We start from the raw sequence: 26462 nt of genomic DNA on the forward strand, positions 1-26462 counted from the left end.
AAACTTACCTTCTAAACTTATTATTGGTAATAATGCCTTTTAGTTTTGCTTTTAAATCTTCGCCAGTATCATAAACCATTTGTTCATTACTTGGAAAAGGAACGGCTCTACGATCAAAAAACTGGTAATAATTTTCTTCACAGGCACGTTTATCTCCGTTATAGTTAGCGTAGATGTAATCAAAAATAAATTCGCTCGTTACAGGAAAAGCATCAATTAATTGGTTGGTTCTAAAATCAATATAATCTACTTTAGCGGTTACTTGGCACGATTTAAACTGTGTAAATTCGTAAATACTAACGGTAATCGTTTTCATGTTATCCACTTTAATAGCATTGCCTAAACTGTCTTTAACTACATTTCCGTTTGCGTCTAACAAAGTTTTAGTTCCGTCCTTAATTTGTTTTTCTTTGATAAATTGTTTTTCTCTCACTTGTTCTGGAGAAATATTAATTTGTCTAAAGTTCACGATCATACCAAAATCATAGTTGATGTTTTTTTGTTTATTGTTATGGTAAACCGTCCATTTATCATTTATTCCATATGTGCTAAAATCCAATAAATCGTCTTGTAAACGCGTTGGAATTACCATATTCGTTTCATTTTTGGTATAAACATGAACAAAGTCGGTTCCTTTAAATTGGGCTTCATCCATTAAACTACGAACATCTTTATAGTTTGGATTTAATCTATCTAAGTAAGCTAAATCATCATAGGCTTGTCTAAAGTCCATTTTGTTTTTAGACAGTAATAATTTTTTTGCATTAGCATATAAAAATCCAGATAAATTATTTTTACTACTTATTAATTCATCTGAATAGTCATCCATAGGAAAAATAGCATTTCTACCTTCTTTAATTAACTGTAATGGTAAAACAGGCTTAATGCGTTCTTGACGATTGTGAAGTTGAGTATATAAGTTAAAAACCCTTTCATAGTTAGCCGGATTATTCTCTTTAATCAATAAGTTTAAAGATTCTAAATCGCGTTGCTTTGCCTTAGCAAAAGCTTCTTCTAACAAATACACATAATCTTGGTTTCCTTTAGAGTTTTTATTGGTTCTTAAGCCTTCTAAAGCTCGATTGATGGCGCCATCATAATCGCCATTACTTAGCATAGATTGTGTTTGCTTCACACCACATGAAACAACAATAAGCGATAAAAATAATAAAGTAATTTTCTTCATAAAAAGGTTATTTTGACAAAGATAAAATTTTTTCGGGGCTAATTGTATTGTTGATTCGCTTTTTTAAATCTTGAGACTAGCTGAACCTTTTATCTTTTTGTTTTTTTTCATAAAACAAAAAGGATGCCACTTCTAAAAGGCTTAAAAAAAAACTCCGAAATTAAATTTCGGAGTTTACTAGTAAATAAATATCAGTTTAAAATTTCAAATCAACTGCTGGTAAAAGTTTACTCGAAACTTCTCCAAAACCGATTCTGAAATTATCTTTTTGGCAAAATCCTCTAACAATTACAGTATCGTTGTCGTTTATGAATTTTCTTTCTGTGCCATCGTTCATTTTAATTGGTTTTTGACCGCCCCAAGTTAATTCGAGCATTGAACCAAAAGAATCTTCTGTTGGTCCAGAAATCGTTCCACTTCCCATCATGTCTCCTGAATTCACTCTACATCCATTAATGGTATGATGCGCCAATTGTTGCGCCATAGACCAATACATGTATTTGAAGTTGGAACGAGAAACTACAGTTTCTTCTGAATTTTCAGGATGAATTATAACTTCTAAATTAATGTCAAATGCTTTTTTACCTTTTTGTTGTAAGTAAGGCAATGGTTCTGGGGATTGTTCAGGTCCTTTTACACGGAATGGTTCTAACGCATCCATTGTTACAATCCAAGGAGAAATTGACGAGGCAAAGTTTTTTGCTAGGAATGGGCCAAGTGGCACATATTCCCATTTTTGAATATCACGAGCACTCCAATCGTTAAATAAAACCATACCAAATATATGATCTTCTGCATCTTCAACTGGAATAGGTTCTCCCATTAAATTAGCATCAGTTGTAATAAATGCAGTTTCTAATTCAAAATCGACTAATCTAGAAGGTCCAAAAACAGGAGTTGTTTCTCCGTTTGGTAACGTTTGTCCGTAAGGTCTGTGTACTGGAATTCCTGAAGGAACAATTGTAGAACTTCTTCCGTGATAACCTACCGGTATATGTAACCAGTTTGGTAATAATGCATTTTCTGGATCACGAAACATTTTTCCTACGTTAGTTGCATGTTCTTTAGAGCTGTAAAAATCGGTATAATCACCAATTTGAACAGGTAAAAGCATTTCAATATCTTCTACTTTAAAAATTACAACATCTCTATGTTTTTTGTTGTCTCTTAATTTTGAATTATTTTCATCAAAAAGTTCAGCTAAACGATTACGAACTAATCGCCAAGTTTTCTTTCCGTCAGAAATAAAATCGTTTAAAGTATCTTGCATGAACATATCGTCTGTTAATTCAATACCTTCAAAATACCCTAATTGTTGTAATGCGCCCATATCAATTGCGCAATTTCCAATTCGAGTTCCAATGGTTATAACGTCATCTTTTGTAATAAAAACACCAAAAGGAATGTTTTGAATAGGGAAGTCGCTGTTTTCTGGTACAGGAATCCATGATTTTCTGTTAATATCGTTTGCGATAATTGGCATAAATATATTGTTAGTTTGTTGTTGAAAAATTATGAATCAAATATAAAATTATCTATCAATGTAACAAACCTTTTTTGTAATTTTGACCTAATTTTAACGAATATTTATTGCAATGCAACGCGACGAACAAATTTTTGACCTAATTCTTGACGAACAAGATAGACAAATTCACGGAATTGAATTAATTGCTTCTGAAAACTTTGTAAGTGACCAAGTGATGGAAGCTGCTGGTTCATGTTTAACAAACAAATATGCCGAAGGCTATCCTGGTAAGCGTTACTATGGTGGTTGTGAAGTGGTAGATGTTGTGGAACAAATTGCTATTGATAGAGCTAAAGCTTTATTTGGAGCAGCATATGTAAATGTACAACCACATTCTGGATCTCAGGCAAATACAGCGGTTTTTGCAGCTTGTTTAAAACCAGGAGATACTATTTTAGGGTTTGATTTATCTCATGGAGGGCATTTAACACATGGTTCTCCTGTAAATTTTTCGGGTAAATTATACAATCCTGTTTTTTATGGTGTAGAAGAAGAAACTGGTGTTTTAAATTATGATAAAATTCAAGAAATTGCTTTAGCAAGTAAACCCAAAATGATTATTGCAGGAGCTTCTGCTTATTCTCGTGATATGGATTTTGCCCGTTTCAGAGCAATAGCAGATAGCGTTGGTGCTTTATTGTTAGCCGATATTTCACATCCAGCAGGTTTAATTGCAAAAGGGTTATTAAACGATCCAATTCCGCATTGTCATATTGTTACAACAACTACACATAAAACCTTAAGAGGACCAAGAGGTGGAATGATTATGATGGGCCAAGACTTTGAAAATCCTTGGGGATTAACTACTCCAAAAGGAGAAATCAGAATGATGAGTCATGTATTAGATATGTCGGTTTTTCCAGGAAATCAAGGAGGACCATTAATGCATATTATTGCTGCTAAAGCCGTTGCTTTTGGAGAATGTTTAACCGATGAGTTTTTCCGTTATGCAATGCAAGTTAAAAGTAATGCTCAAGCTATGGCAGAAGCATTTAATAAAAGAGGTTATAAATTGATTTCTGGTGGTACTGATAATCACATGATGTTAATTGATTTAAGAAATAAAGGAATTTCAGGTAAAGATGCTGAAAATGCATTAGTGAAAGCTGAGATTACAGTAAATAAAAATATGGTACCATTTGATGATAAATCACCATTTGTTACTTCTGGTATTCGTGTAGGAACTCCAGCTATAACCACTCGTGGTTTAGTAGAAGAAGACATGGAAACGGTTGTTGCTTTAATTGATAAAGTGTTAATGAACTATACTGATGAAGCTGTTTTGGAACAAGTGGCAGAAGAAGTAAACGAATTAATGAGTGAAAGAGCTATGTTTGTTTTCTAAAACTTACAATTTTAAAATAAAAAAACTCCTGAATATTTAAATTCAGGAGTTTTTTGTTTTGTATAATATTCAATATTGTTATTTTCCGTCTTTATCAACTAGTATTCGTTCTTCTCTATTTGCAATTTCCCAAGCCAATGCAAATGCTAATTGAGCACGTTTTGCTAAAGCATCATATTCAATTTTATCTGGAGTATCACTTGGTAAGTGGTAATCAGCATGAATTCCGTTAAAGAAGAAAATAGAAGGAATTCCGTGTTTTGCAAAATTATAATGGTCAGAACGATAGTAAATTCTTTCTGGATCGTTTCTGTCATTGTATTTATAATCTAATTCCATCTTAGTGTATTTAGCATTAGCTGATTCATTAAGAGTGTGTAATTCACTACTTAACCTATCAGAACCAATCACATATATATAATTATTTGTGTTTGGATGAATTGTATCTCTGCGTCCAATCATATCAATATTGATATCGGCAACAGTATTTTTAAGAGGAAATAACGGATTTTCAGAATAAAATCTTGATCCATGTAAGCCATGTTCTTCTCCGGTTACATGTAAGAATAAAATAGAACGTTTAGGTCCGTGTCCGTTTTTCTCAGCTTCTTTAAAAGCTTGAGCAATTTCTAACAAAGCAACAGTTCCCGAACCATCATCATCAGCACCATTAAAAACTTCACCATTTTTCATTCCTACGTGATCATAATGAGCAGAAATAACAACAATTTCATCTGGTTTTTCTGATCCTTTAATAAAAGCCCAAATGTTTTCAGAATCATTTAATTTTGGTGCAAATCCTCTTTTCATAAATTCAGAAGGTACTTTTTGGTACCAATCTGTTGCTGCCTCAGGATAACTTAATCCCGCTTTTTTGTATTCATTAATTAAATATTGGCCTGCTTTTTTCTGACCCTGTTCACCAGTATTTCTGCCTTCCATTTCGTCACCAGCAACAATATATAAGTGTTTACTTAGTTCTGCCGCTGTTATTGTATTTATATAATCACCAGCTTCTGCAGGTTTCTTTGCTGTTTTTTGTGCACTTGTACAACTCGAAAGTAAAAATGATAAAACGGCACCTGAAAACAATATTTTTTTCATAGTTTGATGTTTTGTTTTTTATAAAGTTTAAAACAAATATAGTATTTAGTCGTTAAACTTGTTTTATTATTACAAGCATTTAAACATTTTAACACATTCTAGTTATAATTTATAAATTTGATTAGTTGTGTAACTTTATTTGAGTTCAATTTTGTCTAGTAGTAATTTAAAAGATTCATTTTTTTTGTTACCGATTAAAAATACAATTTCTTCAAAAGAATCATTATTAAAATTAGGCAAATTAAGCCTTCTACCTCTGTAAGATGGATATAAATCGGTTAGTTTAATGTCTATAGTTTGCCATTCACCGGAAGTTTGAAATGTAGTTATATAAGAAAAATAAGATTCGTTTTTATCTTTAATTCTAAATTGATAAGCTTTTCCATCTCCTTTTAAACGAATACGTACTATACTTTCTGAATTTACATTAATCTTATTAAAGGTATGGCGTACGGAAGAAAATCCGCCATTGTTTTCAAGAGAAATAGCACCTTCAAATACACCATTCCCATCATTATTAATAGAAAAACGCCCTTGAGATAAACCGCCCATAACGCCATCATCTATAATTTTCCAATTACTAATAGATGAGCTTTTGTTAAAATCGAAAATTATTGTGGTGTTCATAAATGTTAATAGTAGAAGTAAAGTAAGTTTCATAGTTAATCGTTTATACTTTAAAAGTAAATAAATAGAATTCTTCTTTAAAAGATTTAACACTCTTTTATATTGTGTTTGACATTCTAAAAACGCCAACTTAAGATTTTAACCATTAAATTATCAGTCTAACACCACCTAATTCTTCAATTTTGTATGGAAATTTATTACTTGGAGAACCAATAAACATAAAGTTAACAGGTATGTTCCATTTTACCGATAATTCTTGAATCAATTCAGGTGTAAACTTTCCTTCTAAAATAATAAGTTCAATATCAATTTCAGGATATTCTCTGTCTAAAAAGTCAATTTCTTGTTTTAAATTGGCCGGACCCGTTTGTCCTTTTTCTAAAACCGTTACAATTTTAATTTTTTTAGTATGTTCATTACGCTCAATGTATAGCATTACTTTGTTTAATGTAGCAATATTATCTCCTTTAGTAAAAAATATAAATTCTTGTTGATTAATTTTATTTAAAACTTTTTTAATTGCTCTATCTGAATTCACTGAAAATTTTCGAATTGGATCAAAAAAAGCATCTAATATTTTTAATATAGCCTTCAATAAAATAGTTCTATTTAGCATTACCGCTATAAATAAAATAGTAGGCACAAAATAAATTGAAAACACGAATAAATTACTTGGTAAATTATCTTTTGGAGGCATTACTACATTTCCCCAAAGTGCAATTAAAACAGCAATAATAGCAACAATTACTGATAACCAACCTGCTTTTTCTGGTCTAGGTAATGAATTTCTTTTTATTTTAAGTAAAATGTTACCAATGCCAAACAGTGCCATTACTGATAAAAATGAAATGGTATACACACCCGCTAATAAGCGCACATCTCCGTTTGTAATTAATAAGACAGAAACAGAAAGAATTAAAAATAATATTACAATTCTGTAAGAACTTCCTTTTTTGTTTTTCTTTAAGAAGAAAGGTGGAAGAATTCTATCTAAAGTCATTCGTTCTAATAAGCCTGTAACGCCTACAAAACTTGTTAAAACAGCTCCACTTAATACTAAAAAGGCATCTATTGCAATTAATGAAGCAATCCAATGACCACCAACATGTTCGCCCATTTGTATTAATAATGTATTTTGATAATCATTACTTTGTAACAATGGAATTGCAAATAATGCTAGAGCAAAAATGGCCATTAAGGGATTAATAATACTCACAATAGACCACATGTTTCTTAACGTTTTTGGAAAAACGCCTTTTTCTTGCTCTTCAACAAAATTAGCAGAACTTTCAAATCCAGAAACGCCTAACATAGAGGCTGCAAATCCAAGAAAAATTGCGGTAGAAATACTTCCACCTGTTGTAGGAAAATGCCAGTTTTCAAAAAAAGTACCAACACCGTTTTGAATTAAATAATAGATTACAAATCCGCTCAAAATGGCTAATGATGTTAGATGAAAAATAAAAATTCCAATTGCTACTTTTGCAGATTCGGTAATTCCTATTATAGCTAGTAACGCAAAAACACAAAGTAAAACGATGGTAATGGGTATTATTGGTAAAACAGGAATTAAATGATGTAAATAATGAATACCTTCATTTGCAGAAATTACAGCAGTTGCCATGTAAGATAACAATGTTAAAGTCGCCGCTAAAGATGCTGTTCCTTTGCTAGTTGTATTTAAAAGCGCATTGTATGCACCACCATTTAAAGGAAGAGCACCTACAACTTCACCATAAATTTTTCGGAATAAAAAAAGCACTAACGATACAATTAGTAATGTTATCCATGCGTATTGTCCTGCGAATGAAATTGCTAATGCGGAAACATATAAAACAGATGAACTAATATCATTTCCACAAATTGCAGTTGAAGCTAACTGATTTAATTTTTTATGGGTATTACTCATTTTTTGATTTTTTTTCTGAATCTCAAATGTACCAAATTTTAATGGGTAGACCTAAAATTGTTAAAATTTAGAATCATGAAAAATAGAAAATCCCAAATTCTATTTGTGAAATGGATTTGGGATTTGTTCTTATTTTTTTATTAATTCAATAAAATTTTTTATAGATTCTATTTTGTTCTTTCTTAAAAACGTAATAAAAGCACTCCCAATAATCGCTCCTTTTTGATATTGAGTAGCATGCGTGAAGGTTTCATTGTCTTTTATTCCAAAACCTACAATTTGCGGATTTTTCAAGTTCAAATCAGCAATTCTTTTGAAATATTCTTTTTGTTCTGTTCCAAATCCAGATTGACTTCCCGTAACTGCAGCCGAACTCACCATGTAAATAAAACTATCTGAAATAGCATCGATTTGTTGAATGCGTTCGAAAGAAGTTTGTGGTGTAATTAGGAAAATATTTTTTAAACCATATTTTTCAAAAATAGCTTTGTATTCATTTTCATAAACATATAATGGTAAATCAGGAATTATTAAACCGTCGATTCCAACTTCGGTACATTTCTGACAAAATTTCTCCATTCCAAATTGCATCATCGGATTAAAATATCCCATAATAATCAACGGAATTTGAACGGTTTTTCGAATATCTTTTAATTGTTTGAATAGGAGTGAAGTCGTCATTCCGTTTTCAATAGCAATAGTCGAACTTTCTTGAATGGTAGGTCCATCGGCTAACGGATCGGAAAATGGTAACCCAATTTCAATCATATCCACACCATTTTTTTCCAGTTCTTGAATAATGGAAACCGTATCATTTAATTTGGGATAACCTGCTGTAAAATAAATAGATAGCAGTTTTTTATCTTCTTGTAATTTTTGGTTGATTCTATTCATGTTATTTTTAGCTAATCACTTTTTACTAATTACTATTCACTCAAATTAAAATAATCGATATACGTATTCAAATCCTTATCGCCTCTTCCTGATAAGTTAATAACCACAATATCATTTGGTTGGAAATGTTTTTTATCCAAAACCGAAAAAGCGTGTGCTGTTTCTATGGCAGGAATAATGCCTTCTGTTTTTGAAATTTCTAATCCTGATTGCATGGCTTCTGAATCGGTGATTGCAATAAATTCAGCGCGTTTGGTGTCGTGTAAATGCGCATGAAGCGGACCCACACCAGGATAATCCAATCCAGCAGAAATAGAGTAAGGCTCAGTAATTTGTCCGTCTTCGGTTTGCATTAATAAAGTTTTACTTCCGTGTATGATGCCAATTTTTCCCAAAACAGAAGTCGCCGCACTTTCTCCAGAATTTACACCATGACCAGCGGCTTCCACAGCAATTAATTTTACTGATTCTTCATCTAAAAATTCGTAAAAAGCACCAGCAGCATTACTTCCGCCACCCACACAAGCAATCACGTAATCTGGATTTTCTCTGCCTTCTTGTGTTAGAAGTTGGGATTTAATTTCTTTTGATATCACACTTTGAAAACGGGCAACCATATCGGGATAAGGATGAGGTCCAACCACAGAACCAATAATATAAAACGTATCAATCGGATTGTTGATCCAATCGCGAATGGCTTCATTGGTGGCATCCTTCAACGTTTTTGAACCCGAAGTGGCTGGACGAACTTCTGCTCCTAACATTTTCATTCGAGCTACGTTTGGTGCTTGTCTTTTAATGTCGACTTCACCCATATACACAATGCATTCCAAACCCATTAAAGCGCAAACGGTTGCCGTTGCAACACCGTGTTGACCAGCGCCAGTTTCGGCAATAATTCGAGTTTTTCCTAAACGTTTGGCGACTAAAATTTGGCCAATCGTGTTGTTGATTTTGTGTGCGCCTGTATGACACAAATCTTCTCGTTTCAAGTAGATTTTAGTATTGTATTTTTCTGATAAACGTTTGGCAAAATATAATGGCGTAGGTCGACCAACAAATTGTTGCAACAACTCATTAAATTCTTCTTGAAATGAAGATTCAGCCATTATTTTTACATAATTTTCTTTTAATTCTTCTACATTTGGGTATAACATTTCAGGAATGAAAGCTCCTCCAAACTGGCCGTAAAAGCCGTTTTCGTCAACATTATATTTCATAAAGCAATTTTTTAAATTTTTCTAATTCAATTTTATTTTTCAAGCCGGGTTTTGTTTCAAATTGGCTGTTTACGTCGATAGCGATACATTTTTCAGCAACTTTGGTTTTTTGGAACGCTTTAATCGCTTCCCATTCATTTATTCCAATGCCACCACTCAAGAAAAACGGTTTGTCAAATGGATATTTTTCCAACAGGTTCCAATCGAAAGTAACGCCGTTTCCGCCAGGTAATTTTCCTTTGGTATCAAAAAGAAAATAATCAACCATTGGAAGAAATTTTTCTAAAACGCTGAAATCAAAATTAGTACCAATGGAAAATACTTTGATAATTTCGACATTCAGGTGTTTGATTTCGGTACAAAAACTTGCGGATTCATTGCCGTGTAATTGTACGACATCTAGTTCATATTGCTTTACTTTTGAAATAATTTCTTGTATGGATGAATTTACAAAAACTCCGACTTTTTTGATAGATTTTGGAATTTCAGGAATTGTTTCTAAATTCATATACCGACTCGATTTTTCCCAGAAAATAAAACCCAAATAATCAGGATGTAAAGTTGAAATATCTTGAATATTCTCTGGATATTTCATTCCACAAATTTTCAGTTTTACGTTTTTCATAATCTTATATTTTTACCACATAGAAACATAGTTTTTAGATTTATTTTGTCTAGATATTTCACTTTTTTAAGATTTTACAGCCTATGTTTACTGAGAATTCCTCTTACATTTTTAATCTATATTTCTATGTAGTTAATTTTAAAAAATTAAGTTGGTTATAAAACTTTTAGCTTCCAACCCAGGATTTTCCGTTTTCATAAAGTGTTCTCCCATTAAAAATCCTTGATAACCAAATTGTTGTAATTCTTTCACTGCTTCAATAGAACTAATGCCACTTTCTGAAACTTTTACAAATTCGTCTGGAATTTTAGAAGCTAATTCTTTGCTGTAATCCAAACTCACTTCAAAGGTTTTTAAATTGCGATTGTTTACACCAATCATATCCAAACTTGGCATAATCGATTTTTCTAATTCTTCCAAATTGTGCACTTCTAATAGTACTTCTAATCCTAAACTTTGAGCAAATTCTGAAAGTTGTTTGATTTCATTTCGAGTTAAAACGGCTGAAATTAGTAAAATAACATCGGCTCCGTTGGCTTTGGCTTCTAGAATTTGATATTCGTCAACAATGAATTCTTTTCGTAATAATGGAATATTTACAGTAGCTTTTGCTAATAATAAATCATCTAAACTTCCACCAAAATACTTGGAATCGGTTAAAACTGAAATCCCACAAACTCCAGCATTTTGGTATCCTAAAACCACATCTTCAACGGAATGATTGTTATTGATAATCGATTTCGAAGGCGAACGACGTTTATGCTCCGCAATAATTCCTGAAACGCTGTTTTTTAATAATTTACTTAACGAATACGTTCGAGAGTTGAACAAAACAGAAGCTTCCAATTGCGAAACAGGTATAATGCTTTTCTTTAATTGCACTTCTCGCTTTTTATCGATGATTATTTTATCTAAGATATTCATGGTTACTTATTTTGTGTCACATCGAGCGGATTCGAGATGTTCGTATGTTCTCGACTGCGCTCGAATGGATAAATTTTAGTTACTTATTTCGATTAATTTTTTCATTTTTTCTAATGCTTTTCCGCTTACTAAACTTTCTTGCGCTTTTGCTATAGCTTCATCATAATTCGATTTTTCAATGGTTTGAATGGCGATGGCAGCATTAACACAAACCACATTGTTTTGAGCCGTTGATCCTTTTCCAGAAATGACATCGTAGAAAATTTTAGCAGATTCATCTATTGTTGTTCCTCCTTTTATGGATTCTAGTTTACATTCGGGTAATTTGAAATCGGATGGTTTTAAAATCTGTTCGGATGTGTTGGAAATGATTTTCACTTCATCGGTCAATGAAACTTCGTCAAACCCACTCAATCCATGTAAGATGGAATAGTTAGTGGTCGTGTTTTGGTATAAATACGCATACATTCGAGCCAATTCTAAACTAAAAACACCAACCATTTGATTTTTTGGAAAGGAAGGATTTACCATTGGTCCCAACATATTAAAAAAAGTTTTTACCCCTAATTCTTTTCGAATCGGACCCACATTTTTCATAGCAGGGTGGAAGAGTGGCGCGTGCAAAATAGCAATATTAGTTTCTTCGATGGATTTAGTTAGAAAATCGGAATCGTTAGTAAATTTCACCCCCATTTTTTCCATCACATTACTCGATCCTGAAATTGAAGACACGCCATAATTGCCGTGTTTTGCCACTTTAATTCCGGCACCAGCTACGATAAAAGAAGCTAAAGTTGAAATATTAAAAGTGTCTTTTCCATCGCCACCAGTTCCACACAAATCAATAGTATTGTAAGCGGAAAAATCAACGGGAATACACAATTCTAACAAAGCTTCACGGAAACCAGATAATTCTTCTATAGTAATACTTCGCATCATATAAACCGTCATAAAAGCAGCCATTTGGCTTGGATTATAACTTCCAGAAGAAATATTGACCAATACGTCTTTGGCTTCTTCTTTGGTTAAGATTTCGTGATTAATTAATCGATTTAATATGTTTTTCATTTGAATTTTTTATAAACTGAACACTTCTAACTGACTACTGAATACTAATTCAAAAGCCAATTTTCTAGGATTTTTTTTCCGAAAGGAGTTAACACACTTTCAGGATGATATTGAACTCCTCTAATATCTAAATGAGCATGTTTCATCGACATGATTTCACCATTTTCATCAACAGAAGTTACGATTAAATCAGCTGGAAGGTTTTCGTTGGAAACGACCCATGAATGGTAACGTCCCACTTCAATGTCATTAGGTAAATCGTTGAAAATGAAATCATCTTCCGTTTTAGTGACTTGAGTTGCCACACCGTGATAGACTTTTTCTAGGTTGGTTAAAGTGCCACCGAAAACTTCTCCTATAGCTTGTAAACCTAAACAAACTCCGAAAATACTTTTTGTAGCAGCATATTTTTTGATAACCTCTTTTAATAAGCCGGCTTCATCTGGAATGCCTGGACCTGGCGAAAGTAATATTTTATCGAATTTTTCTAATTCATTCAATTCAAATTCATCGTTTCTAAAAACGGTTACTTGAACATTCAAATCCTCTAAATAGTGGACTAAATTGTAGGTAAAACTATCGTAATTGTCTATAACTGCTATTTTCATTTCTTTAATTTTTTTTCAATTTCAAGGGCAAATTCAATTTTAAAATTCAAGTTCATTTTTTTTGGAACACAGATTTTAAAAATTTGAAAATTTAAAAAGTCTCGACTACGCTCGACTTGACAATTTGTTATTGAACTTGTTCTTGCATTTGTTTATATGTTTTCTGCTAAATCTAAAGCTTTTTGCAAAGCGCCTAACTTGTTGTACACTTCTTGCATTTCGTTTTCTTCGGAGGAACTTTCTACAATTCCGGCTCCAGCTTGAAAATGTAAGGTGTGATTTTTACTTAAAAAGGAACGAATCATAATGGCGTGATTGAAATTGCCTTCAAAATCGAGTACTCCAATTGCACCACCGTAGAAACTTCGATTAGATTTCTCAATATTTTCAATTAATTGCATGGCTTTTATTTTCGGGGCTCCCGTTAAAGTTCCTGCAGGAAATGTTTTGGCAACTAATTCCATAAAAGTATGATTTTCTTTTAATTTTCCTGATACTTTTGATACCAAATGAATCACGTGAGAGAAAAATTGAACTTCCTTGTATTTCTCTACTTTAACTTCGTTACAACTTCGGCTTAAATCGTTTCTTGCTAAATCGACTAACATGACGTGTTCGCTGTTTTCTTTGGCGTCTTGACCTAACCTTTTGGCTAATTCGGCATCTTGTTCGTCGTTTCCGGTTCGTTTGAATGTGCCTGCGATAGGATGAATTTCGGCATAGTTATTTTTAATTACCAATTGCGCTTCTGGTGATGAACCAAATATTTTGAAATTTCCATAATCGAAATAGAACAAATACGGTGAAGGGTTAATGCTTCGTAAAGCACGATATACATTGAATTCATCACCTTTAAAGCTTTGTGAAAATCGTCTAGAAAGCACCAATTGGAAAACATCGCCACGTAAACAATGTTTTTTGGCTAGTGAAACGTAGTTTTTGAATTCGTCATCGGTTAAGTTTGAAGTGCCGTTTCCTGATTTTTGAAACGAAAATGAAGCAAAGTTTTTCGATTGTAATAATTGTTCAATTTCAGCGATATTGTTGCTTCCGTCAAAACTATGACAAAATAAATACGCTTCGTTTTTGAAATGATTGATGGCAATAATATTTTGATAAACAGCGTAATAGATTTCAGGAATTTCATTTTCTGTTGATTTTTTTGCAATCGATACTTTTTCAAAATATTGAATGGCATCGTAACTTATGTAACCAAATAATCCTTGTGTAATAAATTTGAAATCCGACTTTTCAGTTAGAAATTGCTTTGAGAAATTTTCAATTTCTTTAGCCACGTTTACAGCTGCATCAATTGGTATAATTTCTGAAAAACCATCTGGAAAATTTGTTTCAATTTTTTGATTTTCCACTTTAATAGAAGCAATTGGATTGAAACAGATGTAAGAAAAACTGTTGTCATTCGCATGATAATCAGAACTTTCTAACAAAATACTATTAGGAAACTTATCGCGAATTTTTAAGTAAACACTTACTGGCGTAATAGTGTCAGCTAGAATTTGTTTGTAATTAGTATGTAACTTGTATTTTTTCATATTTGTTTAATTTTTGGCAATAAAAAAAGGCTTGTCGTGATTGACAAGCCTTTTCTATGTATTTGGTTTTAAATGATACTATAGCAGGATTCGCTCACGAAGTTCGACGTAAGTTAGACCACCACCAAGTATTGTTTAAAATTGAAATCATTTTCTTAATTGTATGTTGCAAATATTTCGAATAAAATTTTGAATAAACAAATTTTTTAATACAAACTTGGATATTTTGTTGGATTTGCCTCATTCATAATCGCATATACTTTCTCAAAAATGTCTTCTGTTGAAGGTTTTGAGAAGTAATCTCCATCGGTTCCATATGCAGGACGGTGTGCTTTTGAAGCCAATGTTTGTGGTGCGCTATCTAAATGTTGGTAGGCTTTTTGATTTTCTATAATTTCTTGTAAAATATAAGCACTTGCTCCACCAGGAACATCTTCGTCAATTACTAATAAACGACTTGTTTTTGCTACCGATTTTACAATATCATGATTAATATCGAAAGGTAATAACGATTGTATATCAATAATTTCAGCGCTAATTCCAACAGATTCTAACTCGTTTGCCGCTTGTTCAACTAAACGTAAAGTAGATCCGTAAGAAACTAATGTGATATCCGTTCCTTGTTTAATAGTTTCAACCACTCCGATAGGTGTTTTGAATTCACCTAAATTTGTTGGCATTTTTTCTTTTAAACGGTAACCATTTAAACATTCGATTACTAATGCGGGTTCATCTGATTCTAACAAAGCATTATAAAAACCAGCAGCTTTGGTCATGTTTCTAGGAACTAAAACGTGAATTCCTCTAATAGCATTGATAATCATACCCATTGGTGAACCTGAATGCCAAACACCTTCTAAACGGTGACCACGAGTTCTTATAATTAACGGTGCTTTTTGACGACCAGCTGTTCTGTATTGTAATGTTGCTAAATCATCACTCATGATTTGGATAGCGTACAACAAATAATCTAAATATTGAATTTCAGCAATTGGACGTAATCCACGCATTGCCATTCCAATTCCTTGACCTAAAATAGTAGCTTCACGAATTCCCACATCGGCAACGCGTAATTCTCCATATTTTTCTTGCATGCCTTCTAAACCTTGGTTTACATCACCAATGTTTCCTGCATCTTCTCCAAAAATTAGCGTTTCTGGATATTTTGAAAAAATAGCATCAAAATTATCTCTTAAAACCAAACGAGCATCAACATCTTCTACTGAAGCATCATAAATAGGTAAAACTTCTTTTGCATTTAAAACGTTTTTGTCTGAATGCGAAAATAAGTGCGAACTAAATTTTGGTTGAATTTTTTCTAAATAATTTTCAATCCATGAAGCTAAATTTACGCGTGAATTTTCTTTAATAATCATGCGTAACGCTTTCCTAGAAGCAACTAAAAGATCTTTTCGAATAGGTTCTTTAATCGATGCAATGTCATTTGCAATTTTATCCATAAAAACTTTATTATCACTTTGAGCTGCTATGGTATTTAGTAATGAAACTAATTCTTGTTGTTCTGCTTTTATTGGTGCTGTAAAGTTTGTCCAAGCGGCTTTTTTGCCTTCTAAAACGTCTTTTTTAGCTTTAGTATCAATTTCATCTAACTCTTCTAAAGTAGCAATATTGTTTTCAATTAACCAATTTTTCATTTTAGCCAAACAATCAAATTCACTTTCCCAAGCCAAACGATTTGCATTTTTGTAGCGCTCGTGACTTCCAGAAGTTGAGTGACCTTGTGGTTGCGTTAATTCTTGAACATGCACTAAAACTGGAACATGTTCTTCACGCGCAATTTGCGATGCTTTTTGATACGTTTCGACTAAAGATGGGTAATCCCAACCTTTAACGCGTAAGATTTCATAACCTTTATTATTTTCATCACGTTGAAATCCTTTTAAGATTTCTGAGATGTTTTCTTTAGTTGTTTGATGACGAGCGTGAACCGAAATTCCGTATTCGTCGTCCCAAACACTCATTACCATTGGTACTTGTAAAACACCAGCAGCATTAATAGTTTCAAAGAATAAACCTTCAGAAGTTGAAGCATTTCCGATGGTTCCCCAAGCCACTTCATTTCCGTTTTCAGAAAAATTAGTTTGGTTAATTCCAGAAACATTTCGGTATATTTTAGAAGCCTGAGCCAATCCTAATAAACGAGGCATTTGCCCAGCAGTAGGTGAAATATCAGAACTCGAATTTTTTTGTTGGGTTAAGTTTTTCCAATTTCCGTTTTCGTCTAATGAATGTGTTGCGAAGTGACCGCCCATTTGGCGTCCAGCACTCATTGGGTCAAAATTTATATCGGTATGACCATATAAGCCGGCAAAAAATTGCTCGATATTTAATTCGCCAATTGCCATCATAAAAGTTTGATCGCGGTAGTATCCAGAACGGAAATCTCCATTTTGAAATGCTTTTGCTAATGCCAATTGCGGTACTTCTTTTCCGTCACCAAAAATACCAAATTTAGCTTTGCCAGTAAGCACTTCCTTTCTTCCAAGAAGGCTACATTCTCTACTAATTTTTGCAATTTTATAATCGTTGATGACCTCTTTTTTGAAATCTTCAAAAGAAACTACCTCTGGTGTTGTTGCTACTTTCATAAGCCGTTTATCCGAATTTGATATTTAAACAAATTTAATTAAAACCAGTAATAAAACAATAGATAGTGTAATATTTTTTTAATTATTATTAAATTATCAATAGTTTTAATTTGAAAAACGCAATCAATTCATTAAAAATTGCAGTTATGTTGTGAAATTCTTATTTAAATAGATAAAAAACTATTAAAGCCATTTTCTTGTAAATAATGAAATTAATGTTTTTGGACTTAAAGTAACTACAAATCGAATTTGCTGGCCATAATTAGGATCGTTTAAAGAGAATCCGTTTGAAGAATATACTGGTAAAAATAGCTCGAAATAATCTGGAACCAAGTTTAAATGTAATCCTGAATCATAAACAAATTTTGGATTGTGAAATTTGTTTTTTAACATTCCAACATCGCCATAGATTTGAACCCAATTCCAAATATTAAATGTTCCATTTACAGTTGTAATCCATTGATTAGCAAATCTTGTGTCTAATTTAGACTTAAATCCGCCTTCTCCATAAACATATTGCTGACTATAAATTCCTGTAGTTTCACTTCTTCCCAATAAATTATAATCAAACATATAATCGTTTGGTCTATCTAAACCAAAACTAAAAAAATCGGTATTTGTACTATTATACATAAAAGCTCCGGCATAAAAGCGGAAACTAATTTGTCTATTATTTTCAAACAATTTTCTGTAATGAAGCTCTGTTGCTACTTTTCCAAATGAATTGGATAATTGTAAATCGTTTAAAATTGAAAAGTGTTTTGTACCTTCAGATTGGAAATTGCCATATTTTGCATTAAAAATGTTATAATTTTGAGTGTTTTCAGTAACAAATGGTGAAGCTTCTCTATTAATATATACTTGTCTTAATTGAATAAATTCATTTTTATTTGTTCTTAAATTTTTGTCTCGAAATAAAAACTGAACAGTAGGAACAAAATCGGTATAAGTTGCATCTTGTGCATAATGAAACTGACTTCCTCTGATAATATATTTAATGCGATATAATTTTCCTTCATCTCTTATGTTATCTTCTACAACAAAAGATGCTTTTCCAACAAATTTTCCTGTATTAGAAGAAAACATAGGAGTTGCGCTAAATGTAAAAGGCTTATTTAAAACAGAACGATTACTTAACTTAATTCCTACAGCAATTCCATCATATGCATTGAATTCTACTTCAGGTACATAAAAAATTTGATTATAATAAGGTTCTTCTAAATCTCTCATAAAATTAAATTTTATAGGACGATTGTTAAAGAAAAATCCTTTTAATGATTTCCAGTTATTTCTTAAGTTGTATTCTGGCACTTCATTGTTGTAATTCAATGTTAGTTTATCTGCTCCTAATCTTGGAATTACAAATGTAGAATCTGTTTTAATGTTGGTCACCCAAATTTTATTAATAACTTGGTTGTCTTTTAATTGATATAAAGAAATGGGAACATTAGTATTTGTTCTATTTATGATATTTACTGAAATAGAATCATTAGTTTTAGTTACTTTTCCAAATTTGTAATCAATTAAATCTCTTGACTCTATAACGGTTCTAAAAAACCAATTGATGTCTTTTGGACTATTTTTTAATAAAACGGTTTCAAATTGACGCGAATTGGTTCCAAAATATTGATTTTCCTGAATAAATTCTTTAATACTGTTATGAACAATATTGTTTTCTAAATAACTGTCTAAATATTTTAAACTTAAACCCGCTCTGTATTTACTTGCAATTTGTTCGTTAAATTTTATTAACCTATTCTTTGGCTCGTTAAGTGCTTGATCTAAGTTTTTACGTGCCATTAGCATATATAAATAGCTGTATTGTTCATTAAAACTTAAATTGATGAAGTGATATGATTTTAATATTTTTAAACTAGCAATGTTTCCTGTCATTTTTAAGTCAGGATAATATTCATCTACATATTGCATCATGATGAACATTTGAATTCCATCATAAATCCAATAATCACTTCTTTGATTCAAGTTTAAATTTTCTTTTAAATAATTATTTAAATAGGTTTTTAGAAATTTTAACTCATAAATTAAATTATCAGAAAATGGACTTAAAAAACTGGGAAGTTGATTTAACCCATAAAAAGGTTGTCTCGAATAATCTTCTTGAGTTAATATTATTTTAGTAGAAAAAGGTAATCCTAATTTTGTAGCGGTAAAACGACTTATTTTATCAAAAATAACAGCTTTATCAATATCATTTACTCTATTATCTTCTATTCCACAGCTTACTTCAATAATTTCATTTTTATAGTTTTGATAAGTGTTTTTTGGTTCAATTGTTAATGTAGCTTCTGGTTTGTTGTCTGCTTTTAATGTGATTATTTTTGTATTTGAAGAACTTAAATTGTTGGTTTCATGTAAATTACTAGATAATGAATAATTGGAAGGTAATTCAAATTCAATATCAAAATCTGAAAAAGCATTTGGAATATCGTCAATATTTTCATTACTTAATTTAATAAACTGCTTGTGTTCAAATCGTGAAGGATTTAAATACCAATTTTTTAAAATGATTCTACCATTATTGTCATAACCATATTTTGTAAACTTTGAATCCGGAATTTTTACTACATAAACAAAGGTAAAAGTTTGTTTTGTACAAGGCAAAATAGGTTCGTTTAATTCAACCTTTATTAGATCAATATTTCCATCAGGGCGACTCCATTTAACAGGTTTTAAATCGGTATCAATCATGTTTTTAACATCGGTAAAACCTCTTTCTTTTTCTGATGCTAAATGAAAGGCTCTTATGTATTCATCAGAAAATCGTTTTGCTAAAGCGGACGATTTTGATGAAAAAGCATTATTCCAATCGTTTAAAATAATATATTTTAAAGTATCATTGCTTGTATTGTTGTAGGTTAAAACTTGATCTACCAATAGTATCTTTTCTTCAATATTAATCTTAACAGACATTTTTGAAGAATGCTGAGAAAAAATCAAAAGGGGAAATACTAAAAAAACTATTTTAATTAAAAATTTCAATTGATTTATTGGTTTTATTGTTAGATGACAAATTAAGTAAAAAGTTGCTTTAAATGACTGAAAAAAAATAAAAATAAACTTAAATAAAACTTAAATTTTGAAAGTATATACTTAATTGAATTTAGTTTCAACTTAATATTCGTAATTTTGAGTAAAATAGTTTTTTATGTCTAAAAAAATACTTACTCTAATATTTCTTTTATTAGGAATTTCAATTTACTCTCAAATTGTTATTAATGAGATAGATGCGGATACGCCAGGTACAGATCAATTAGAATTTGTTGAATTGAAATCTGCTTCACCAAATTTTCCTTTGGATGGTTATGTTTTGGTGTTTTATAATGGAGGAAGTTCTGCTCCATATTCAGGAAGTTTAAGTTATTATGCTTTTGATTTAGATGGATATTCTACTGATATAAATGGTATTGCAGTTTTTGGTAATAATCAATTAGTGCCATCTCCAATGGGCGTTTTTCCTAATGCAACTATTCAAAATGGTCCAGATGTTGTGGCAATATATTCAGGAAATGCAACAGATTTTCCATTGAACACATTAGCGACATCAACAAACTTAATTGACGCTTTGGCTTATTCAAATGCAAATACACAACCAGCTGCCATGATGACCACTCTTGGAATTACTGTTTGTACAAATGAAAATGCTATTTCAAGCGTAACAACACATTCTATTCAACGTAAAAACGATGGTTCTTATGAAGTAAAATTACCTACTCCTAGAGCTAATAATGATGGGAGTGGTGTAGTGTTGAATTATATTTCAGTAACAACTTCTCAGTCTATTTTGTCTGAAGGAAATAGTTTTAACTTTATTTTAACAACGAGTGAGCCCGTGCAAAATGAAACGTTGATAATGAATTTTACATTAATTAATGGAAGTTTTACAATGTCTGATTTTTCAGGAGGTTTAACGGTCTCAATTCCAGTTGGTCAAACTACAACACAAACCGGAATAATTTTAATTGATGACGGTTTAGATGAAGGTGATGAAGAAATGAAATTTATATTTCAAACACTTCCTTTTGGTTATGTAGCTAATAATGATAACATTGTTTACAGAGTTTATGATGCTAACTTTGCAACAGACCCATGGGGAACTCCTTTAAATCCTACCTATAATGTTGTAACTCCAACTATTCCTTTAGGATATTATGATTCTCTCGAAGGTTTATCTGGTGCAGCATTAAAACAAGAATTGCAGAATATTATTGCAGATCCGGGTGTTGTTAGATTACATAGTTATGCCGATATATGGGAAATTTTAAGATCTTCTGATAGAAACCCAAACAATAATAATCAGGTTTGGTGTATTTATACCGAGCAGCCTTTTTCTAAATTAGACCAACAAAATACAAGTAGTATTGTGGGTAAATGGAATAGAGAACATATTTTTTGTCAATCAAGAGGAGGATTTGATGTGGCTAATGGAGATACAGCAGATGGTATAAATGTTTGGTTACCTACAAGTGCTGCAACAACTATAGATGGTGTTTCAGATGCACATCATATTAGAGCAGTAAGTGGGCAGGAAAACTCTTCTAGAAACAATAAAAATTATGGAACAGTTGCTTCTTCTACTGTTTACAATGGACCTTCAGGAACCCAAGGTTCATGGTGTGGAGATGTTGCAAGAGCTTTGTTTTACATGGCTGTTCGTTTTGATGGGTTAAATGTTGTAAATGGAGATCCAAGTGAGTATTTACCTAGTACAACAACTGCATCTGGGAATATTGGTGACTTAGCGACTTTATTAACATGGAATACTTCAGATCCGAAAGATGATTTTGAAATGAATCGTAACAATTATATTTATACGTGGCAAATGAACAGAAATCCATTTATAGATTATCCTAATTTGTCTGATTATATATTTGGAGCAAACTACGGACAACCTTGGTCTGTTACTTTGTCCACTCAAAGCCTAATTGAAAATAGAGTAGCGGTTTATCCAAATCCAGCTTCTGACTATTTGATAGTTTCTGGTTTAGAAGGAAGTTCGAAAATTGAAATTTACACCGTTACAGGTCAATTGTTACAACGCCTAGATTTTGAAGGTGAAATAAAAATTGATTTAGATTTAAATGTAGGAATGTATTTAGTTAAAGTAACTAATGGGACTGAGTCTACAACTAAAAAGATTATTGTTAAATAGAAAAAGGTCAGATTAAAATCTGACCTTTTTCTATTTTAAATACCTGCAATTTCTTTAAGTTCCTTAACAAATCTTTCGGCTAAAACATCTGCTTCTGATTGTGTTGGTGCTTCAGTATAAATTCTGATAATAGGTTCTGTATTTGATTTTCTCAAATGTACCCATTCTTTAGGAAAATCTATTTTTACTCCGTCAATAGTCGTAATGTTTTCCGATTTGTATTTTTCGGTTAACGTAGCTAAAACATTATCTACATCTATTTGAGGGGTTAACTCAATTTTATTTTTACTCATGTAATATTGTGGATATGAAGCTCTTATTTCGGCAACCGTTTTATCTTGATTAGCTAAATAAGTTAAAAATAAAGCAACTCCCACCATGCTATCTCTTCCATAATGCGATGATGGATAAATAATTCCGCCATTTCCTTCACCGCCAATTATAGCATTTGTTTTCTTCATTAATTCTACCACATTTACTTCTCCCACAGCACTTGCTTGGTAGGTTCCTCCATGTTTTTCGGTAATATCGCGCAATGCTCTAGAAGACGACATATTTGAAACTGTATTTCCAGGTGTTTTCGATAAAACGTAATCGGCAACAGCTACTAAAGTATATTCTTCTCCAAACATTTCACCATCGTTTGAAATAAAAGCTAATCTATCTACGTCAGGATCTACTACAATTCCAAAATCGGCTTTTTCTTCAATAACCAATTTACAAATATCTCCTAAATGCTCTTTTAACGGTTCTGGATTATGAGGAAAATGGCCATTTGGTTCACAGTACAATTTTACTACTTCAACTCCCATTTGTTCTAACAAATTAGGAATTATAATTCCTCCAGATGAATTTACTCCATCAACAACCACTTTAAATTTCTTAGTTTTAACCAAATCAGCATCAACCAAAGGTAATTCTAACACTTCATCAATATGAATATCCATGTAAGCGTTGTTTTCAATAACTTCTCCTAAATTATCAACATCAGAAAAATCAAATGCTTCATTTTCGGCAATTTCTAAAATTAATTCGCCTTCTTTTCCACTTAAAAATTCACCTTTTTCGTTTAATAATTTAAGCGCATTCCATTGTTTTGGATTGTGAGATGCAGTTAAAATGATTCCACCATCTGCTTGTTCTAAAGGAACAGCAATTTCTACTGTTGGTGTTGTAGATAGTCCTAAATCAATTACATCAATTCCTAATCCTACCAGTGTATTCATAACTAAATTATGAATCATTGGTCCAGAAATTCGCGCATCTCTGCCTATAACTACTTTTAAACGCTCGTTCGTTTTGGAAGCGTGTCTTATTTTTAAAAATGAACCATAAGCTGAGGCAAATTTTACGGCGTCAACGGGAGTTAAATTATCTCCAACTGCTCCACCAATGGTGCCTCGAATTCCTGATATAGATTTTATTAATGTCATTTAATTATTTTTAAAAGTTATGAGTTTAAAGTTTAGTATTAATATAATTTGTCCTACAAATATAAAAGTTAGCAATTGGATTTCGATAAAAATCGGAAAGATTTTTATATATTTACTATTGAATTTTTACCAAAAAAAAATTAAAACCATTTTTAAGCCATTAAACTCTAAATTTCAAATCTAATTTTAGTATGAATTATCTCGCTCATGTTTACTTGTCAGGAAATAACGATTTATTAAAAATTGGTAATTTCATGGCAGATAGTATAAAAGGTAATGACTATGAAAATTTTGCGCCAGAACTAAAAAAAGGTATTTTGTTACATCGACATATTGATAGTTTTACTGATTTCCATCCAATTTACAGAAAAAGTAAACATCGGTTACACGAAAAATACGGACATTATTCTGGGGTTATTATGGATATTTTGTACGATCATTTTTTGGCTAAAAACTGGAGTAATTATTCAGATGAGAAATTAGAAAAATATGCCGATGGTTTTTATAGATTATTAGAAACGAATAGAAACATTCTAACGGATAGAATAATTGCCATGATGCCTTATATGATTGCTAGAAATTGGTTTGTAAGTTATGCCACAATTGAAGGAATGAAAATGATATTATTTCAAATGGATTATAAAACTAAACATAGAGTAAATATGCAAGAAGCAATTGTAGAGTTACAAGAGTTTTATTTAGAATTTGAATCGGAGTTTTTTGTGTTTTTTGAGGAATTAATAATTTCTTGCCAATTAAGATTAAATGAATTAAATAGTTTGTAAACTTTTTTGTTCTAATTAGAAATGACTAAATTCGCATTTTAACTCATATTAAATGCCAAGAAATAAATCATTTTCTTTAAAAACGTTTTTATATAGATCTTTTAGACGTTTAGAGCGGTTTATTTTCCTTTTAAAATCGCTTTTAACGCCGCGACAATTTATATATGTATCTTGTGTTTTAGTCGGAATTTCTTCCGCATTAGCCGTTATTGTTTTAAAAACATTTGCACATTGGGTTTTTAAATCGTCTCAAAAATTAGATGATATTTTACATCTTCCATATAGTAATAGTACGCTTCCTATAATTGGAATTATTATTACGGTAATCATTGTAAAAAAAGTTTTAGATGATTCTATTGAAAAAGGAACTTCTCAAATTATGTATTCGGTGGCAAAAAAACGCGGAATTATGCCTCGTAAACAAATGTTTGCACAAATTATAACAAGTTCGTTTACTGTAGGAATGGGTGGAAGTGCCGGGTTAGAATCTCCAATTACCATTACAGGTGCTGCTTTTGGGAGTAACTATGCACAAAATTACAGATTAAGTTATAAAGATAGAACACTTTTATTAGCTTGTGGTGTTGCTGCCGGAATAGGTGCTGCTTTTAATGCTCCAATTGCTGGAGTTTTGTTTGCAGTAGAAGTTGTTTTAGCAGAAATTAGTATTACAGCTTTTATTCCAATTATGATTAGTGCTGCAACTGGAGCCTTAATTTCTACTGTTGTTTTGAATGAAAATATTTTATTTTCGTTTAAAAAAGTTCAATTTTTTGATTTTCATAATTTACCATATTATATTTTATTGGGTGTTTTAAGTGGATTTGTATCTATTAATTACGCAAGAACTTTTAGAAAGGTTGAACATTATTTCTCAAAATTAAAATTTAATTATATTAATAAAGCTTTATTTGGAGCTGGTATTTTAGGGGTTTTAATTTTCTTTTTTCCATCATTGTTTGGAGAAGGGTATGAAAGTATTAAGTTTTTGGCAGATAATCAATCCAGAGAATTAGTTCAAAATACTGTTTTTGAGCGCTTTCAAGATTCATCATGGATTTTGCTCATTTTTGTTAGTTTAACAATGCTAATTAAAGTTTATGCAACGAGTTTAACATTAGGAGCAGGAGGTAATGGAGGTAATTTTGCACCATCTCTTTTTGTAGGTTCTTACTTGGGATTTTCTATGGCTTCTTTTTTAAATTTAATTGGTGTTACAAAACTTCCAGTTGGGAATTTTACTTTAGTAGGAATGGCTGGTATTTTGAGCGGATTGTTTCATGCTCCTTTAACGGCTATTTTCTTAATTGCTGAAATTACTGGAGGCTATAATTTAATGATTCCTTTAATGATTGTTTCTTCTGTAAGTTTTGCAATATCTAAACGATTTGAACCTCATTCATTTGATATTAAAAATTTGGCAGATAAAGGCGAAGTTTTTACAGATAATAGAGATACAAATATTTTAAATTCTATAGATGTGTCAAAACTAATTCATATAGATTTTAAGGCGATAACTTTACAACCTGATTTGGAAGAATTAGTAGAAAAAATTCAACAATCTGATGCTGATATTTTTCCGGTTTTAGATGATAAAAATAGTTTGTTAGGACTTGTTTTATTAGATGAAATTCGTCCCATAGTGTTTTCTCAGTTCAAAGTAAAATATACTGCTGTAGAAGAAATAATGCAACAGCCAAAAGAAATAATTTTTTATGATGAAACTCTAGAAACCATAATGGATAAATTTGATTCGTCTGAATGTAAAGTGTTACCAGTTTTAAAAGATGGTTTTTTCTTAGGTTTTATCAATAAACAATTGGTACTAGAAAAATACAGACACCGATTGAAATCAATGATTATTGAGTAATTTCAAT

Annotated in this window: 19 protein-coding genes; 4 read left to right on the top strand and 15 right to left on the bottom strand. The window is 31.4% G+C overall.

What is annotated here, in order from left to right; all coding sequences use genetic code 11:
* Positions 1 to 4 precede the first annotated feature (4 nt).
* Positions 5 to 1186, bottom strand: coding sequence for a hypothetical protein (locus GFJ99_RS09605; protein ID WP_153208520.1), 1182 nt, complete (start codon positions 1184 to 1186; stop codon positions 5 to 7).
* 196 nt (positions 1187 to 1382) lie between these two features.
* Entirely contained in the window at positions 1383 to 2669 is a 1287-nt protein-coding gene (gene fahA / locus GFJ99_RS09610) for a fumarylacetoacetase (protein WP_153208521.1), read from the bottom strand.
* A 112-nt stretch (positions 2670 to 2781) separates the two neighbouring features.
* On the opposite strand from fahA, the gene glyA reads away from it, so the two are divergent.
* Positions 2782 to 4056 carry a serine hydroxymethyltransferase gene (gene glyA, locus GFJ99_RS09615; RefSeq protein ID WP_153208522.1) on the top strand — a complete coding sequence of 425 codons (1275 nt, stop codon included), beginning with the start codon at positions 2782 to 2784 and terminating at the stop codon, positions 4054 to 4056.
* 78 nt (positions 4057 to 4134) lie between these two features.
* Here glyA and GFJ99_RS09620 read toward each other — a convergent pair whose 3' ends face one another.
* The 12 genes from GFJ99_RS09620 to GFJ99_RS09675 form a co-directional block, all read right to left on the bottom strand.
* Positions 4135 to 5160, bottom strand: a complete 1026-nt coding sequence (locus GFJ99_RS09620) for a M28 family metallopeptidase (protein ID WP_153208523.1) — start codon at positions 5158 to 5160, stop codon at positions 4135 to 4137.
* A gap of 135 nt (positions 5161 to 5295) precedes the next feature.
* Positions 5296 to 5820 carry a CIA30 family protein gene (locus GFJ99_RS09625; RefSeq protein ID WP_238990964.1) on the bottom strand — a complete coding sequence of 175 codons (525 nt, stop codon included), beginning with the start codon at positions 5818 to 5820 and terminating at the stop codon, positions 5296 to 5298.
* A gap of 112 nt (positions 5821 to 5932) precedes the next feature.
* On the bottom strand, positions 5933 to 7696 hold the full coding sequence (locus GFJ99_RS09630; RefSeq protein ID WP_153208525.1) for an APC family permease: 1764 nt from the start codon (positions 7694 to 7696) through the stop codon (positions 5933 to 5935).
* A gap of 129 nt (positions 7697 to 7825) precedes the next feature.
* Positions 7826 to 8590, bottom strand: coding sequence for a tryptophan synthase subunit alpha (gene trpA / locus GFJ99_RS09635; protein WP_153208526.1), 765 nt, complete (start codon positions 8588 to 8590; stop codon positions 7826 to 7828).
* Between the two features lie 32 nt (positions 8591 to 8622).
* Positions 8623 to 9810 carry a tryptophan synthase subunit beta gene (gene trpB, locus GFJ99_RS09640; RefSeq protein WP_153208527.1) on the bottom strand — a complete coding sequence of 396 codons (1188 nt, stop codon included), beginning with the start codon at positions 9808 to 9810 and terminating at the stop codon, positions 8623 to 8625.
* Positions 9800 to 10435, bottom strand: a complete 636-nt coding sequence (locus GFJ99_RS09645; protein WP_153208528.1) for a phosphoribosylanthranilate isomerase — start codon at positions 10433 to 10435, stop codon at positions 9800 to 9802. Before GFJ99_RS09645 ends, trpB begins: the two co-directional genes overlap by 11 nt.
* Positions 10436 to 10573: 138 nt before the next feature.
* A complete protein-coding gene (gene trpC / locus GFJ99_RS09650) occupies positions 10574 to 11359 on the bottom strand; it encodes an indole-3-glycerol phosphate synthase TrpC (protein WP_153208529.1) in 786 nt (261 codons plus the stop codon).
* A 75-nt stretch (positions 11360 to 11434) separates the two neighbouring features.
* On the bottom strand, positions 11435 to 12427 hold the full coding sequence (gene trpD / locus GFJ99_RS09655; protein WP_008257467.1) for an anthranilate phosphoribosyltransferase: 993 nt from the start codon (positions 12425 to 12427) through the stop codon (positions 11435 to 11437).
* A 44-nt stretch (positions 12428 to 12471) separates the two neighbouring features.
* Positions 12472 to 13035, bottom strand: coding sequence for an aminodeoxychorismate/anthranilate synthase component II (locus tag GFJ99_RS09660; protein WP_008257470.1), 564 nt, complete (start codon positions 13033 to 13035; stop codon positions 12472 to 12474).
* Positions 13036 to 13187: 152 nt separating this feature from the next.
* The gene (locus GFJ99_RS09665; protein ID WP_153208530.1) at positions 13188 to 14588 is read right to left on the bottom strand and encodes an anthranilate synthase component I family protein; all 1401 of its coding nucleotides are present in this window, start codon (positions 14586 to 14588) and stop codon (positions 13188 to 13190) included.
* A gap of 206 nt (positions 14589 to 14794) precedes the next feature.
* Positions 14795 to 17197, bottom strand: coding sequence for a thiamine pyrophosphate-dependent enzyme (locus GFJ99_RS09670; RefSeq protein WP_153208531.1), 2403 nt, complete (start codon positions 17195 to 17197; stop codon positions 14795 to 14797).
* A 183-nt stretch (positions 17198 to 17380) separates the two neighbouring features.
* Complete coding sequence (locus tag GFJ99_RS09675) at positions 17381 to 20128, bottom strand: aminopeptidase (RefSeq protein WP_238990095.1); 2748 nt, start codon at positions 20126 to 20128, stop codon at positions 17381 to 17383.
* A gap of 235 nt (positions 20129 to 20363) precedes the next feature.
* Between GFJ99_RS09675 and GFJ99_RS09680 the strand changes: the two genes are divergently transcribed.
* Positions 20364 to 22367 carry an endonuclease gene (locus GFJ99_RS09680; protein ID WP_153208533.1) on the top strand — a complete coding sequence of 668 codons (2004 nt, stop codon included), beginning with the start codon at positions 20364 to 20366 and terminating at the stop codon, positions 22365 to 22367.
* Between the two features lie 35 nt (positions 22368 to 22402).
* Here the strand turns inward: GFJ99_RS09680 and glmM are convergent, their stop codons facing one another.
* Positions 22403 to 23800, bottom strand: coding sequence for a phosphoglucosamine mutase (gene glmM, locus GFJ99_RS09685; RefSeq protein WP_153208534.1), 1398 nt, complete (start codon positions 23798 to 23800; stop codon positions 22403 to 22405).
* Positions 23801 to 23991: 191 nt separating this feature from the next.
* Here glmM and GFJ99_RS09690 point away from each other — a divergent pair, with 191 nt between their 5' ends.
* Together GFJ99_RS09690 and GFJ99_RS09695 are read left to right on the top strand one after the other, a co-directional pair.
* Positions 23992 to 24585, top strand: coding sequence for an ACP phosphodiesterase (locus GFJ99_RS09690; RefSeq protein ID WP_153208535.1), 594 nt, complete (start codon positions 23992 to 23994; stop codon positions 24583 to 24585).
* A gap of 52 nt (positions 24586 to 24637) precedes the next feature.
* Positions 24638 to 26455: a chloride channel protein gene (locus GFJ99_RS09695; protein ID WP_153208536.1), complete on the top strand. Its 1818-nt coding sequence runs from the start codon at positions 24638 to 24640 to the stop codon at positions 26453 to 26455.
* Positions 26456 to 26462: the final 7 nt, after the last annotated feature.

Source organism: Flavobacterium sp. LMO6, from assembly GCF_009495795.1.
Taxonomy (GTDB): domain Bacteria; phylum Bacteroidota; class Bacteroidia; order Flavobacteriales; family Flavobacteriaceae; genus Flavobacterium.

Excerpts from the sequence above, each read along its gene's own strand:
- GFJ99_RS09660 (WP_008257470.1), bottom strand. The coding sequence starts at position 13,035 with ATGAAAATAGCAGTTATAGACAATTACGATAGTTTTACCTACAATTTA.
- GFJ99_RS09630 (WP_153208525.1), bottom strand. The coding sequence starts at position 7,696 with ATGAGTAATACCCATAAAAAATTAAATCAGTTAGCTTCAACTGCAATT.
- trpA (WP_153208526.1), bottom strand. The coding sequence starts at position 8,590 with ATGAATAGAATCAACCAAAAATTACAAGAAGATAAAAAACTGCTATCT.
- trpB (WP_153208527.1), bottom strand. The coding sequence starts at position 9,810 with ATGAAATATAATGTTGACGAAAACGGCTTTTACGGCCAGTTTGGAGGA.
- fahA (WP_153208521.1), bottom strand. The coding sequence starts at position 2,669 with ATGCCAATTATCGCAAACGATATTAACAGAAAATCATGGATTCCTGTA.
- trpC (WP_153208529.1), bottom strand. The coding sequence starts at position 11,359 with ATGAATATCTTAGATAAAATAATCATCGATAAAAAGCGAGAAGTGCAA.
- glmM (WP_153208534.1), bottom strand. The coding sequence starts at position 23,800 with ATGACATTAATAAAATCTATATCAGGAATTCGAGGCACCATTGGTGGA.
- GFJ99_RS09690 (WP_153208535.1), top strand. The coding sequence starts at position 23,992 with ATGAATTATCTCGCTCATGTTTACTTGTCAGGAAATAACGATTTATTA.
- GFJ99_RS09680 (WP_153208533.1), top strand. The coding sequence starts at position 20,364 with ATGTCTAAAAAAATACTTACTCTAATATTTCTTTTATTAGGAATTTCA.
- glyA (WP_153208522.1), top strand. The coding sequence starts at position 2,782 with ATGCAACGCGACGAACAAATTTTTGACCTAATTCTTGACGAACAAGAT.
- GFJ99_RS09620 (WP_153208523.1), bottom strand. The coding sequence starts at position 5,160 with ATGAAAAAAATATTGTTTTCAGGTGCCGTTTTATCATTTTTACTTTCG.
- trpD (WP_008257467.1), bottom strand. The coding sequence starts at position 12,427 with ATGAAAAACATATTAAATCGATTAATTAATCACGAAATCTTAACCAAA.
- GFJ99_RS09695 (WP_153208536.1), top strand. The coding sequence starts at position 24,638 with ATGCCAAGAAATAAATCATTTTCTTTAAAAACGTTTTTATATAGATCT.
- GFJ99_RS09605 (WP_153208520.1), bottom strand. The coding sequence starts at position 1,186 with ATGAAGAAAATTACTTTATTATTTTTATCGCTTATTGTTGTTTCATGT.
- GFJ99_RS09665 (WP_153208530.1), bottom strand. The coding sequence starts at position 14,588 with ATGAAAAAATACAAGTTACATACTAATTACAAACAAATTCTAGCTGAC.
- GFJ99_RS09645 (WP_153208528.1), bottom strand. The coding sequence starts at position 10,435 with ATGAAAAACGTAAAACTGAAAATTTGTGGAATGAAATATCCAGAGAAT.
- GFJ99_RS09675 (WP_238990095.1), bottom strand. The coding sequence starts at position 20,128 with ATGTCTGTTAAGATTAATATTGAAGAAAAGATACTATTGGTAGATCAA.
- GFJ99_RS09670 (WP_153208531.1), bottom strand. The coding sequence starts at position 17,197 with ATGAAAGTAGCAACAACACCAGAGGTAGTTTCTTTTGAAGATTTCAAA.
- GFJ99_RS09625 (WP_238990964.1), bottom strand. The coding sequence starts at position 5,820 with ATGAAACTTACTTTACTTCTACTATTAACATTTATGAACACCACAATA.